This is a genomic window from Mycobacterium ahvazicum (assembly GCF_900176255.2).
Lineage (GTDB): Bacteria > Actinomycetota > Actinomycetes > Mycobacteriales > Mycobacteriaceae > Mycobacterium > Mycobacterium ahvazicum.
On the sequence record NZ_FXEG02000005.1, the window covers coordinates 40081 to 52642 of the forward strand.

The 12562-nt window shown below is 67.1% G+C and carries 11 protein-coding genes; 8 read left to right on the plus strand and 3 right to left on the minus strand.

The features are described 5' to 3' along the window. Positions 1-22: 22 nt before the first annotated feature. Positions 23-244, plus strand: a complete 222-nt coding sequence (locus tag MAAFP003_RS21175) for a hypothetical protein (protein WP_096289688.1) — start codon at positions 23-25, stop codon at positions 242-244. Between the two features lie 13 nt (positions 245-257). Here MAAFP003_RS21175 and MAAFP003_RS21180 read toward each other — a convergent pair whose 3' ends face one another. The 3 genes from MAAFP003_RS21180 to pruA are packed head-to-tail and all read right to left on the minus strand — an operon-like array spanning position 258 to position 3566. Then, entirely contained in the window at positions 258-935 is a 678-nt protein-coding gene (locus tag MAAFP003_RS21180) for a DNA-3-methyladenine glycosylase family protein (RefSeq protein WP_096289689.1), read from the minus strand. A 34-nt stretch (positions 936-969) separates the two neighbouring features. Then, complete coding sequence (locus MAAFP003_RS21185) at positions 970-1935, minus strand: proline dehydrogenase family protein (RefSeq protein ID WP_096289690.1); 966 nt, start codon at positions 1933-1935, stop codon at positions 970-972. After that, positions 1935-3566 (minus strand): L-glutamate gamma-semialdehyde dehydrogenase, encoded by a 1632-nt coding sequence (pruA, locus tag MAAFP003_RS21190; RefSeq protein ID WP_096289691.1) that lies wholly within the window; start codon positions 3564-3566, stop codon positions 1935-1937. The genes MAAFP003_RS21185 and pruA overlap by 1 nt, the downstream gene beginning before the upstream one ends. Before the next feature lie 84 nt (positions 3567-3650). Here pruA and MAAFP003_RS21195 point away from each other — a divergent pair, with 84 nt between their 5' ends. The 7 genes from MAAFP003_RS21195 to MAAFP003_RS21220 all read left to right on the plus strand — a co-directional run bounded on the left by MAAFP003_RS21195 (position 3651) and on the right by MAAFP003_RS21220 (position 12411). After that, entirely contained in the window at positions 3651-5261 is a 1611-nt protein-coding gene (locus MAAFP003_RS21195; RefSeq protein WP_096289692.1) for a PucR family transcriptional regulator, read from the plus strand. Positions 5262-5368: 107 nt separating this feature from the next. Next, positions 5369-6841, plus strand: coding sequence for an HNH endonuclease signature motif containing protein (locus MAAFP003_RS21200; RefSeq protein WP_096289693.1), 1473 nt, complete (start codon positions 5369-5371; stop codon positions 6839-6841). 174 nt (positions 6842-7015) lie between these two features. Beyond that, positions 7016-7345, plus strand: coding sequence for a hypothetical protein (locus MAAFP003_RS28975; protein ID WP_133160878.1), 330 nt, complete (start codon positions 7016-7018; stop codon positions 7343-7345). Between the two features lie 137 nt (positions 7346-7482). Continuing rightward, a complete protein-coding gene (stf0, locus tag MAAFP003_RS21205) occupies positions 7483-8286 on the plus strand; it encodes a trehalose 2-sulfotransferase (RefSeq protein WP_096289694.1) in 804 nt (267 codons plus the stop codon). After that, positions 8283-9197: a sulfate adenylyltransferase subunit CysD gene (gene cysD, locus MAAFP003_RS21210; protein WP_096289695.1), complete on the plus strand. Its 915-nt coding sequence runs from the start codon at positions 8283-8285 to the stop codon at positions 9195-9197. Before stf0 ends, cysD begins: the two co-directional genes overlap by 4 nt. Continuing rightward, entirely contained in the window at positions 9197-11116 is a 1920-nt protein-coding gene (gene cysC / locus MAAFP003_RS21215; protein WP_096289696.1) for an adenylyl-sulfate kinase, read from the plus strand. The genes cysD and cysC overlap by 1 nt, the downstream gene beginning before the upstream one ends. A gap of 146 nt (positions 11117-11262) precedes the next feature. Beyond that, positions 11263-12411, plus strand: coding sequence for a YeiH family protein (locus tag MAAFP003_RS21220; RefSeq protein WP_096289697.1), 1149 nt, complete (start codon positions 11263-11265; stop codon positions 12409-12411). Positions 12412-12562 lie beyond the last annotated feature (151 nt).

The following is a 12562-nucleotide window of genomic DNA, read 5'->3' on the forward strand; positions in this document are numbered from 1 at the left end:
GTTGCGAAGGACTGCTTTCACCATGAAAATGTGGGTCCAACTCGAGGGCCACGACGAAGACGACGAGTACCCGGACGACGCCACCTACGAAGTACTCACCGGCGGCGTGTTAAAGGTTAACAGCGGCAACGATATTCACCTTTACGGTCCAGCCTACTGGCAAGAGGTCACGATCGATCCCCGCCCCGCCGCTGCGCAGGACGAGCAGGCCGGACGACTCGACGACGAACTCAAATGGCAATGAGGCGCGTGCGGAGTCAAATCTCGGTATCGGCGGTGGTACCGGTCGACGGTGCGGCAGGGCCGAAGGCGTTCTGGAATAGGTAGGCGCTGGCAAGGCTGCGATACGGCCGCCACGGCTCTGCGAGGCGGACCACTTCGTCCTGGCTGGGTAGGTGGTCGAGCCCATAGGACCGCTGAATGGCCTTGCGCAGGGCCAGGTCTCCGGGCAGCACCACGTCGGGGCGCGCGAACGCGATGATCAGAAAGCCGTGCACAGTCCAGGGCCCGATACCGGGGATGGCGGTCAGGCGCGTCTCGATCTCGTCATCGGACAGTCGGCGCAGCTCGCTGGCGCTGAGAGTGCCGTCGGCGAACTGGGCGGCGACGGTTCGCAGCGTGCCGATCTTGCGGCGCGACAGCCCGATCCGGCGGAGCTGGTCGGGATCGATGGCCAGCAGCTCGGCGGGGGTGGGGAGGTGTCCGTTGAACCGGTCCTGGAGGCGGTCGAGGATACGGCGGGTGGCTGCGACGGATAGTTGTTGGCCGATGATCTGGAAGATCAACGTCGCGAACGCGTCCAGAGGCGGGAGGTCCGCCAGCCACGCGCGGGGGTCGAAGTCGGGGTGCTTGTCGATGATGTTCGCCAGCACGGGATCGGCATGGCGCAGATGGGTGCGGGCGGGGTCGGGCCGCTCGTCGACGACCGGGCTCATGGCCGTGACGCTACGCCTGCGCGACTGCGTGAGCTCAGTGCCCGCGCTGCGCCAGCGCCCGCAGGAAGAACGTCAGGTTGGCGGGCCGTTCGGCGAGCCGGCGCATGAAGTAGCCGTACCACTGGGTGCCGAAGGGCACGTAGACGCGAACGTGATGACCGGCGTCGGCCAGTCGGCGCTGTTCGTCGTCGCGGATTCCGTACAGCATCTGGTATTCGAATTCGTCGGTGCCACGGCCCGATTCGCGCAGCAGCGCCGGCACCGCCGCGATGATGGCGGGGTCGTGGGAGGCCACCATCGGATATCCCGAGCCGGCCATCAGCACCCGCAAGCAGGCCAGATAGGAGTCGGTGACCTCGTCGCGGCCCCGGTAGGCCACCGCCGCCGGCTCGTCGTAGGCGCCCTTGCACAGCCGGATCCGGGCCCCGGAAGCGGCGAACTCCCGGCAGTCGCTCAGCGTACGCTTCAGATACGTCTGCAAAACCGTGCCCAGCCAAGGAAATTCGTTTCGCAGCTCCCGCACGATGGACAGCGTCGAATCGGTCGTGGTGTGGTTCTCGGCGTCCACCGTCACCCATACCCCGGCCCGCCGCGCGGCGTCGCAGATCGACCAGGCGTTGTCCCGGGCGATCTTTTCTCCGTCACGCTGCAGCGACTGCCCCAGCGCCGATAGCTTGACCGAGACCTCCTGCGGCCGGATTCGCGCACCCGAAGAATCCAGGCGGCCCAACCGTTCGATCAGGTCGAGGTAGACCCGGACGGCCGCATCGGCGCCGTCGGCGTTCACGACATCCTCGCCCAGATAGTCGACGCTGACCAGGCGGCTCGAAGAGCGCAGCGCAACAACGCTATTCACTGCGGAATCGATCGTCTCGCCGGGTACGAAGCGGTGCACCACCTTACGGGTGACCGGCAGCCCTTCCGCGGCGCGGCGCAGACCCGGACGCCGGCTGGCGGCCATGATGGCCGGCCGTAGCGTGCTGGCGAACACGCCGGCCATCAGTCGGACCCCATGTGCGGGTACGTGTATTGCGTGGCCGGGACGAATGTCTCCTTGATGGTGCGCGCCGACGTCCAGCGCAGCAGGTTCAGCACCGAGCCGGCCTTGTCGTTGGTCCCCGAGCCACGCGACCCGCCGAACGGCTGGCGTCCGACGACGGCCCCGGTCGGCTTGTCGTTGACGTAGAAGTTGCCGGCCGCGAAACGCAGCCGCTCCTGCGCGGTGAGCACGGCCCGACGGTCGTCGGCGATCACCGCACCGGTCAGCGCGTAGCGCGACCCCGTGTCGATCACGTCGAGGATGCGTTCGTAGGAATCGTCGGGGTAGACGTGAACGGAAAGCAGCGGGCCGAAGTACTCCGTCGAAAACGCCTCGTCGGTCGGGTCGTCGGACAACAGCACGGTCGGGCGCACGAAATAGCCGACGCTGTCGTCGTATTCACCACCGACCGCGATCGTGACACCGGCCGCGCCCTTGGCCCGCTCGATGGCGTTGACGTTCTTGGCAAAGGCTCGCCGGTCGATCAGGGCGCCACCGTAGTTGGTCAAGTCGGTGATGTCGCCGTAACTCAGGCCGGCCGTCGCGCCCAGGAAGTCGTCGCCCATACGTTGCCATACCGAGTGCGGGATGAATGCCCGCGACGCCGCCGAGCACTTCTGGCCCTGGTAGTCGAACGCCCCTCGAATCAGCGCCGTGCACAACACTTCTGGGCGCGCCGAGGTATGCGCGACCACGAAGTCCTTACCGCCGGTCTCGCCGACCAGTCTCGGATAGCTTTGGTAGCGGCCGATATTGGTGCCAACCTGCTGCCACAGCTGCTGAAACGTGGCGGTCGACCCGGTGAAGTGGATTCCGGCCAGCCGCGGATCGGCCAGTGCCACATCGGAAACCGCGAAGCCGTCGCCGGTGACCAGGTTGATCACGCCGGGCGGTAAGCCGGCGGCCTCGAGCAGCTGCATGGTCAGATACGCCGACAGCGTCTGGGTGATCGACGGCTTCCACACCACGGTGTTGCCCATCAGTGCGGGCGCGGTCGGCAGGTTGCCCGCGATCGAGGTGAAGTTGAACGGCGTGATCGCGTAGACGAAGCCGTCCAGCGGCCGGTACTCGCTGCGGTTCCATTCCCCCGGCCCGCTGACCGGCTGTTGCGCCAGGATCTGACGGGCGAAAGCCACGTTGAACCGCCAGAAGTCGATCTGCTCGCACGGCGAATCGATCTCGGCCTGATACGCGGACTTGGACTGGCCGAGCATCGTCGCGGCGGCGATCTTCTCCCGCCACGGGCCCGCGAGCAGGTCGGCGGCACGCAGGAACACCGCGGCGCGCTCATCGAACGGCAGGGCCGCCCAGTCATGCTTGGCGGCCATCGCGGCCTCGATGGCCGCCGTCGCGTCGGCATGCCCGGCGTTGGTCAGGGTGCCCAGCGTGGCGTCGTGCCGGTGCGGCGCGACGACGTCGATGCGGGCACCGTCGCCCATTTTGTGTAAGCCGCCGATGACGTGCGGGAGCTCGATCGGCTGATCGGCCAGCGCGGCCAGTTCGGCATGCAGGCGGGCGCGTTCGGGCGAGTGGGGGGCGTAGTCGTGGACCGGCTCGTTGACCGGCGTCGGCACCTGCGTGATCGCATCCATGGTGCCCAGGATCCTCGGCGCAAGCCGTCATCCCGTTAGCTGATCAGACAAGATATCCGATCACTCGTAGTAAAATCCGACAATATGCGGATGCCGGGGGTCGGACTGGGTCAGCTGCTGCTGGCGCTGGATGCGACGCTGGTCAGCCTGGCCGAGGCGCCGCGTGGCCTGGACCTGCCGGTGCGATCGGCGGCGCTGATCGACTCCGACGACGTCCGGCTGGGCCTGGCGGCGGCAGCGAGCTCCGCCGATGTGTTCTTCCTGCTGGGTGTCGCCCTGAAGGAAGAGGACGAGGCGCTGCGCTGGATCGACAAGCAGGCACGCGAGCGCGTCCCGGTGGCGATTTTCGCCAAAGAGCCGTCGGCCGCACTGGTGACCAGGGCGGTAGCGGTCGGGTCGGCGGTCGTGGCCGTCGAGCCGCAGGCCCGCTGGGAGCGGCTGTACCAATTGGTCAACTACGTGCTGGACCACCACGGCGATCGCACCGATCCGACGGAAGACTCCGGCACCGATCTGTTCGGCTTGGCGCAGTCGCTCGCCGATCGCATCCACGGCATGGTCAGCATCGAAGACGCGCAGTCGCACGTGCTCGCCTACTCGGCCTCCAATGACGAGGCCGACGAACTGCGCCGGCTGTCCATCCTGGGCCGGGCCGGACCGCCCGAGCACCTGAAGTGGATCGGCCAGTGGGGAATCTTCGATGCGCTGCGGGCCAACGCCGAGGTGGTCCGCGTCGACGAGCGCCCGGAGTTGGGTCTGCGTCCACGGTTGGCGATCGGGATCTACCAGCCGCCGGCCGGGCCGCGGCGTCCGCCGGTGTTCGCCGGCACCATCTGGGTGCAACAGGGGTCAGCGCCACTGGCCGACGACGCCGAGGAGATCCTGCGTGGCGCGGCAGTGTTGGCCGCTCGCATCATGTTTCGGCTCGCGGCCCGGCCGTCAACGCATGCGCGACGGGTCCAGCAGTTGCTCGGCCTGACCGACGCCGATCCGGCCGACGTGGCGGCGATCGCCGGTGAGCTGGGCCTGGCCGCCGACGATACCGCGGCGCTGATCGGTTGGGACGCAACCGACACCGGATCCCGCCACGCACGACTGGCTGACGTTTTAGCGTTGAGCGCCAGCGCTTTTCGGCGTGACGCTCAAATCGCCTCGCGAGGATCGCGAATGTATGTACTGCTGCCCGGGACGTCGACAGCCCGGTCGGTGACGTCGTGGGTGCGCGGCACGATCAGCGCCTTGCGTGCCGAACTCGGTGTCGAGCTGCGGGCCGCCATCGCCGCGCCGGTCGCCGGCCTGGCCGGGGTCGCCGCCGCCCGCAGCGAGGTCGATCGAGTACTCGATAGCGCCGAGCGACACCCGGTTTCGATTGGGCCGGTGACGACGCTGGCCGAGGCGCGCACCACCGTCCTGCTCGACGAGATCATCACGACGATCGGAACCGACGAGCGGTTGGTCGATCCGCGGATACGCGATCTGCGGGCGCGCGATCCTGTGCTGGCCGAGACGCTGCGGGCCTACCTGGACAGCTTCGGCGACATCGCCACGGCCGCATATTGGTTGCAGGTGCATCCGAACACGGTGCGCTATCGGGTACGCCGGATCGAAAAGCTGCTGGCGACGTCGCTGGGTGATCCCGAAGTGCGGCTGGTCTTTTCGCTGGGGCTGCGGGTGCTGGAGCGCGCGAGCGCCTAGCGGAGCGTGCCTAGCGGCTGGCGGCGTTATCCACAGTCCGCCGTCTATCCACAGGGGGTGACCCTGCCAAAAAGTTTGAGTCAGTGGAGTTCGCTATATTCGAAACTATGTTCGATAGTGATCGCGCGGTGGTGGCCAGCATCACCGAATGCGCCCGCGCCGAAGCGGCGGCCGCGGCGCGCAAACTGCAGGCTGTCGCCGAATTGGTGCGCCTGCGTGCCGATGGTCCCGTGGATCGGGGCAGCTGGTCGTGTGACAACTGGGATGCGATCGCCGCGGAAGTTGCTGCTGCGCAGGGAATTAGCCATGGAACGGCATCCGGGCAGATGTATCTCGCAGTGGCGTTGCGAGACCGACTGCCCCGGGTGGCGGCCCTGTTCGCCGAAGGCGTCCTCAGCGCACGGTTGGCCACGGCGTTGGTTTGGCGTACCGACTTGATCACCGACCCGCGAACTCTGCAGATTGTCGACGCGGCACTCGCCGGTGCGGCCGCGCGGTTCGGGCCACTCTCGGCCGCCAAGAGCAGCCAGGCTATCGACACGATCGTCGACCGCCACGATCCCGCGGCGGTGCGCCGCACCCGGGCCGCCGCCCGCGGGCGTGATGTGGTGATCAGCCCCGCGGACGGTAACTCCGGCACCGCGGCGCTATGGGGCTCCTTGTTCGCGACCGACGCAGCCGTGCTGGACCGGAGGTTGACTCAGATGGCACACCAGGTGTGCGACCGCGACCCCCGCACGCTCGCGCAACGTCGCGCTGATGCGCTGGGCGCGCTGGCCGCCGGTTCCGATCTACTGGCGTGCGCGTGCGGAGCACCCGAATGTCCAGCCGCCCTCGACACCGACCCACGCGCCCGCGCGGTGATGATTCATGTCATCGCCGAGGAAGCCGCCCTCGGCGCCCGGCCGGATCCGTGCATCTCGGGCGAACTCCCAAGCCGCCCGCTTACTGCGGATACACCGCTACACGTCGCGCTGGCCCCGGACCCCGAACCGCCCGCGCCGGAGTGGACACCCGCCGCCCATATCCGCGGCGGCGGTATGGTCCCGGCGCCGCTGATGGCGGAACTCATCCGCAATGGCGCCAAGGTGCGGCCCGTGGTCCACCCCGCCGGGGCCTGTCCCGAGGCGGGCTACCACCCATCGGCGGGTTTGGACCGTTTCATCCGGTGCCGGGATTTGACCTGCCGCTTCCCCGGCTGCGATCGTCCCGCGGAATACTGCGATCTGGACCATACGGTCCCCTACCCGCTAGGGCCGACGCATGCGTCGAACCTCAAGTGCCTATGCCGAAAACACCACCTGCTGAAGACTTTCTGGACCAGCTGGCATGACGAGCAACGGCCCGATGGCACGGTCGTGTGGACGACTCCGAACGGGCAGACGTACGTCACTCGTCCGGGCAGTAGCCTGCTGTTTCCCGCACTGTGCCTGCCCACCGGCGAATTGCCCACTGCTCCAAGGAGTGACCATCCGCCGGGCGGTCGTGGTGTCCTCATGCCGAGGCGTCACCGAACCCGAGAACAAGACCGCGCGTATCGCATCAAGGCCGAACGCTCGCTGAATGTCGCGCTCGGATAACGCGTCAAATGCCAAGTGCGCCCGCATCTTTCGCGGCGGCGCAGCGTGCGCGCCGACAACGGGCTTGACCTGGGCTTTCCGAAATGCAAAGGTCCAACCAGCGATAGCGAATAGCCGAGCACGGGAGGTTAGATGCGCGGTTCGAGTGCTCGATGCCGGATAACGAAATTGTCTGTGGCCCTGGCAGTTATTGCCACGGCTTCGGCGGGAGTGCCGGCCAGCGCAACGCCGGGTGCGCCGGTCTCGCCCGACAAGTTCCGCTCCGATCTGCCCACTGGTCCCGACGATCCCCGATGCCTGCAGTATCCCGGGTTCGCCGCGTGTCAGGGCGGCCCGTACTGGGTGGGGCCGCCGACAGCGTCCCCACCACCGGGACCGCCCACGGGTCCGCTCGATCCCCAATGCACCTTGTATCCCGCCGACGCGGCGTGTGTGGGGAGCCCGTTCCTGCCGCCGCGAATGGAACCGATCGCCCCGCCCCCGGAAATTCCAGGACACATCTAGATCCGGCCGATCCGGCCACCCTCGGGTGCTGACCAGCAAACTTGGACGAAGGTCAAGCGATTTCGCTGCTGAATTATGCTCAGCGTGAACGTAATTCTGCGTGTTGCAGGGGATTTGCATCGGGCTAGGCTTTGCTGGTGGCAAACAATCCGTCGTCCTATTTGGTGCTGGCCTCCCAGCGCAGCGGCAGCACGCTACTCGTCGAATCGCTGCGGGCGACCGGCGTGGCCGGCGAACCCCAGGAGTTCTTCCAATATCTGCCGAAAACCAGCCAGGCGCCCCAACCGCGGGAGTGGTTCGCCGGCGTTGACGACGAGTCGATCCTGCGTCTGCTCGATCCGCTCGACGAGGGGAAGCCGGACCTCGCGCCCCCGGAAATCTGGCGCGACTACATCCGCACCGTCGGCAGGACGCCCAACGGCGTGTGGGGCGGCAAGCTGATGTGGAACCAGACGCCGCTGCTGCTGGAGCGCGCCGAAGGCCTGCCCAATCGGTCGGGCGACGGACTGCTCGCCGCGATCCGCGATGTCGTCGGCGAGGACCCGCTGCTGGTCTATGTCTATCGGCCCGATGTGGTGTCGCAGGCGGTGTCGTTCTGGCGTGCCGTACAGACCCGGGTCTGGCGCGGCCGGCCCGACCCGGTCCGCGATGCGCGCGCCACCTATCACGCCGGAGCCATCGCGCACGTCATCACGATGCTGCGGGCCCAAGAGCAGGGTTGGCGCAACTGGTTCGCCGAAGAAGACGTCAAGCCCTTGGAGATCCCGTATCCGGTGTTGTGGCGCAATCTGACTCAAGTCGTAGGCAACATTCTCGGAGAGTTGGGCCTGGATCCCAACCTGGCGCCCGATCCGGTGCTGGAGCGTCAAGCCGACAAACGCTCCGACGAATGGGTAGATCGTTACCGGGTCGACGCCGAACGAGAGGGGCTACCGACATGACCACCACAACCGACACCCGCGTCGACGAATTGCGACTGCTGGAAGCAGAAGCGGTACACATCATCCGTGAGGTCGTCGCCGAGCTGGAGCGGCCCGTTCTGCTGTTCTCGGCCGGCAAGGACTCGATCGTGCTGCTTCGTCTGGCGGAGAAGGCTTTTCGTCCGCTGCCGCTGCCATTTCCGGTGCTGCACGTCGACACCGGACACAATTTTCCCGAGGTCATCGAATTCCGGGACCGCAGGGTCACCGGCCTAGGACACAAGCTGATCGTCGCGTCGGTGCAGGAGTCCATCGACAACGGCCGGGTCCCCGACCCCGGCCCCGGCGCCTCGCGCAACCGGGCTCAGACACGCACGCTGCTCGACGCGCTGGAGGCCGGTGAATTCGACGCGGCCTTCGGCGGTGCGCGCCGCGACGAGGAACGCGCCCGCGCCAAGGAACGGATCCTGAGCTTCCGCGACGAGTTCGGCCAATGGGATCCCCGGGCTCAGCGACCGGAGCCCTGGTCGCTGTACAACGGCCGGATCAAAAAGGGCGAGCAAGTACGGGTGTTCCCGCTGAGCAACTGGACCGAGATCGACGTCTGGCGCTACATCGAGCTGGAAGACCTTGAGATACCGTCGATTTACTACGCGCACGAACGCGAGGTGTTCGAGCGTGACGGCATCCTGCTGGCGGTCTCGGAATACACCAGTCCGCAAAACGGCGAAACCGCGGCGACGGAATGGGTGCGCTATCGCACCGTCGGGGACCTGACCATCACCGGGGCGGTGCGCTCGCGGGCGACCGACATCGCCCGGGTGATCACCGAGATCTCGGCCGCGACAGTGTCCGAGCGCGGCGAGACGCGAGCCGACGACCGCACGTCGGCCGCCGCGATGGAAGACCGCAAGCGAGAGGGTTACTTCTGATGACGGCTACCGAGAACGCCGCAAAGACTCTGCCGCACAAGGGCATCACGCGTCAGCTGCTGCGCATCGCCACCGCGGGTTCGGTCGACGACGGCAAGAGCACGCTGATCGGGCGGCTACTGCACGACACCGACAGCCTGCCGCTGGACCACCTGGAGGCGGTGACGGACGAGGAGGGCATCGCCGACCTCGCCGCGCTGTCCGACGGTCTGCGCGCCGAACGCGAGCAGGGCATCACGATCGACGTCGCCTACCGGTTCTTCTCCACCGCCAGCCGCAGCTACATCCTGGCCGACACTCCGGGCCACGAGCGCTACACCCGCAACATGTTCACCGGTGCCTCCAACGCCCACGTGGCCATCCTGATGGTCGACGCCCGCGCCGGGGTGCTGCGCCAGACCCGCAGGCACGCTCGGATCGCAAAGCTGTTGGGCATCAAGCACTTTGTCGCGGCCGTCAACAAGATCGACCTGATCGACTTCGACGAAGCCGGGTTCGCCAGGGTGGAAGACGAGCTGCGGCAGTTGGCGGCACGCCTGGGCGAGGTGGACATCACGGTCATTCCGATCGCCGCCAAGCACGGCGACAACGTCGTCCACCGTTCCGAGAACACACCGTGGTACAGCGGCCCCACCCTGCTGGAGTACCTGGAGGGAATCGAACTGGCCGCACCGAACGCCGAGCCGTCGCGGCTGCGCCTGCCCGTGCAATGGGTTTCGCGACCCACCGCGGACGTGCGGCGCCGCTACACGGGACGGCTGGCGGCGGGAACACTGTCCGTCGGCGACCCGGTGATCTCGCTACCCGCCGGTACCCGCTCGACTGTGACCGCGCTGGACACCCTCGACGACGAGCGCACCACAGGCGTTGCGCCGCTGTCGGTTTCGATCGAACTGGCCGACAACATCGACGTGGGCCGCGGCGACGTCCTGGTCAGCGGGGCCGAAGACGCGGCGCTACCGGTGCAGGCCCGGGAATTGGACGCGACCGTGTGCTGGTTCGTCGACACCCCGCTGCGAGCCGGCGACCGGCTGGCCCTGAAGCAGACCGCCAAGACCGTGCGGGCCACCGTGCAGGAACTGCACTCGCGGCTGGATCCCGAGACACTCGACGAGCTCGACCAGCCAGTTGAGCTGGCGCTCAACGACATCGGCACCGTGACCCTGCGGACCAGCTCGGTCGTGATCGCCGACAGTTACACCGACAATCGCGACAGCGGCGCGTTCATCCTGATCGACGAGACCACGAATGACACCGTCGGCGCGGGCACCATCATCGAGGCGCGGGAAGTCAAGCCGGGCACCCATCCACGCACCGACATTCGCTGGCATCCCTCGGCGCTGGACCGTAGCCACCGGTGGCACGCCACCGGCCAGGCCGGGGCAACGATCTGGTTCACCGGTCTGCCCGCCTCCGGCAAGTCGACCGTCGCGGTCGCCGTCGAGCGCGCGCTCGTCGAATCCGGCCGGGTGGCCTATCTGCTCGACGGTGACAACCTGCGGCACGGCCTCTCGGACGATCTCGGCTTCTCCCCCGGCGATCGCACCGAAAACATCAGGCGGGTTGGGCATTTGACTCGGTTACTGGCCGACGCGGGCGTGGTCGCACTGGCCTCGCTGGTGTCACCGCTGAAATCGGACCGGGAGACCGCACGCGCTCTCAACGACGCCGCCAAGCTGCCGTTCATCGAGGTGCACGTCGCCACCTCACTGGCCGAATGCGAAAGACGCGACCCCAAAGGTCTTTACGCGCGGGCCCGCAAGGGCGAGCTCAAAGGGTTGACCGGTGTCGACGCGCCCTATGAAGCGCCGGAGAATCCCGACCTGGTGCTCGACACGTCCGGCGCCGACATCGACGAGCTCGCCGCCCGGGTCATCGCGTTGCTCGACGAACGCAGCCCGCAGCCGCCCGTCACCTAGATTCAGCGCGAGCTAATCACTTGGTCCGCGACGCCGGGCCCGGCAATATGCGTGCGTGAGTGATTGGCGCGAGCGGGTCGGCTCGATATCGGTGGACTGGTGGGCGACGCTGATCGCCGGTGTGATCGTGGCGTTGGCGGTGGCCAATGCGCTTCCGAAGATTCCGTGGTGATCGCGTGAGTACCACTCGGGTCGAAGCGGATGAAACGCTGGACGAACCAACGTTTACCAGCAGGCAGCCGCTGGACTACGTGCCGGGGGTCGTGCTGCTGATCGGCGTTGGCTTGCTGGGCAAATACGCACAGCTCTGGTGGAACACGCTGGCCAAACACGAGCACTGGCGGGTGCCGGACATCGAATACGTCTTGTGGGCCATCGTGATTGGGCTGCTGATCACCAACACCATCGGCCTGCACCGGATATTTCGTCCGGGCGTGCAGACCTACGAGTTCTGGCTCAAGGTCGGGATCGTGGTGCTTGGGGCGCGCTTCGTGCTCGGCGACATCGTCAAGCTCGGCGCGATCAGCCTGGTCCAGATTCTGGTGGACATGACGATCGCGGGAACCGTCATCATCGTCGTGGCACGCGCCTTCGGACTGTCGGGCAAGCTGGGGTCGCTGCTGGCGATCGGCACATCGATCTGCGGGGTGTCGGCGATCATCGCGGCCAAGGGCGCGATCCGCGCGCGCAACTCCGACGTCAGCTACGCGATCGCGGCGATCCTGGCGCTGGGCGCGGTCTCGCTGTTCGTGTTGCCGCCGCTAGGACACGCGATCGGGCTTACCGACCACGAATTCGGCCTGTGGGCAGGTCTTTCCGTGGACAACACCGCCGAAACCACCGCCACCGGCTACCTGTTCTCCGACCACGCCGGAAAGATCGCGGTGCTGGTGAAGTCGACCCGCAACGCGCTGATCGGGTTTGTCGTCCTCGGTTTCGCCCTGTACTGGGCCGCGCGCGGACAGGCCGACGAGATCGCCCCGGGCGCGACCGCCAAGGCCTCATTCATCTGGCAGAAGTTCCCGAAATTCGTGCTGGGCTTCCTGGCGGTCTCTGCGATCGCGACGGCCGGCTGGCTGACGAAAGGGCAAACGGCCAACCTGGCGAACGTGTCGAAGTGGGCGTTTCTGCTGACCTTCGCCGGTGTCGGGCTCAGCACCGATTTCCGTCAAATTGCGCGCACCGGATGGCGTCCGCTGCTGGTCGCTGTGATAGGACTCACAGTCGTCGCGACGGTCTCGCTGGGGATCGTCCTGCTGACGTCGCGCGTATTGCATTGGGGCGTAAGCACCTAGCGACGGCAGGTAACGAGACCGTCTGGCGAGGCGCAACACACCGGTCTGCAGGCCAGACGGTAACGTAATGATCATGCAGCACTCGTCCGTCGTTGCTCTGCTACGCGAACGCGCTGGTCTACCGGGTTCTCTTCACACCACGTTGGACGCC